Source organism: Psychrobacter sp. 1U2, from assembly GCF_051847575.1.
Window position 1 is genome coordinate 1 of sequence record NZ_JBPYDC010000986.1, and the last position, 748, is coordinate 748.

Sequence of the window (748 nt, forward strand, 5' to 3'; positions counted from 1 at the left end):
GGCAACCCCTACTGTGAGTGGAAATGTCCAGTACACAATTACATCCCTAATTGGCTTAAACTTGCCACCGAAGGGCAGATATTCCAAGCGGCAGAATTGTGTCATCGTACTAACACTTTGCCAGAGGTCTGCGGGCGCGTCTGTCCACAAGACCGCTTATGCGAAGGTGCCTGTACATTGAATGATGGTTTTGGCGCTGTGACTATCGGTAATGTCGAAAAGTACATTAACGATACCGCCTTTGCGCTTGGCTGGCGTCCAGATATGTCAGATGTCGTCTGGACAGATAAAAAGGTTGCCATTATTGGTGCAGGCCCTGCTGGTCTTGGCTGTGCCGACATTTTGGTAAGAAATGGTGTCAAACCAGTCGTCTTTGACAAACGCCCTGAGATTGGCGGCTTACTGACCTTTGGTATTCCAGAGTTTAAGATGGAAAAAGACGTCATGCGCAACCGCCGTGTTATTTTTGAAGGTATGGGTATCGAGTTTCGCCTTGAGACAGAAATCGGAACTGATGTCAGTATTGATGAGCTGTTGAGTGATTATGATGCGGTATTTATGGGTATGGGTACATACACTTATATGCGTGGCGGCTTCGCTGGTGAGGAGCTGGACGGTGTCTATGATGCACTAGATTATCTCATTGCCAACGTTAACCGTTGTAACGATTGGGAAAAAGATGCCGACGAATATATCGACCTAAAAGGCAAAAAAGTCGTCATATTAGGCGGCGGTGATACGGCTATGG

1 protein-coding gene is annotated in these 748 nt (G+C 47.2%); it reads left to right on the forward strand.

The window, feature by feature from the left end; all coding sequences use genetic code 11:
- The coding region (locus ACS8FD_RS19925) for a glutamate synthase subunit beta (protein WP_439277143.1) at positions 1-748 on the forward strand (748 nt) is incomplete at both ends.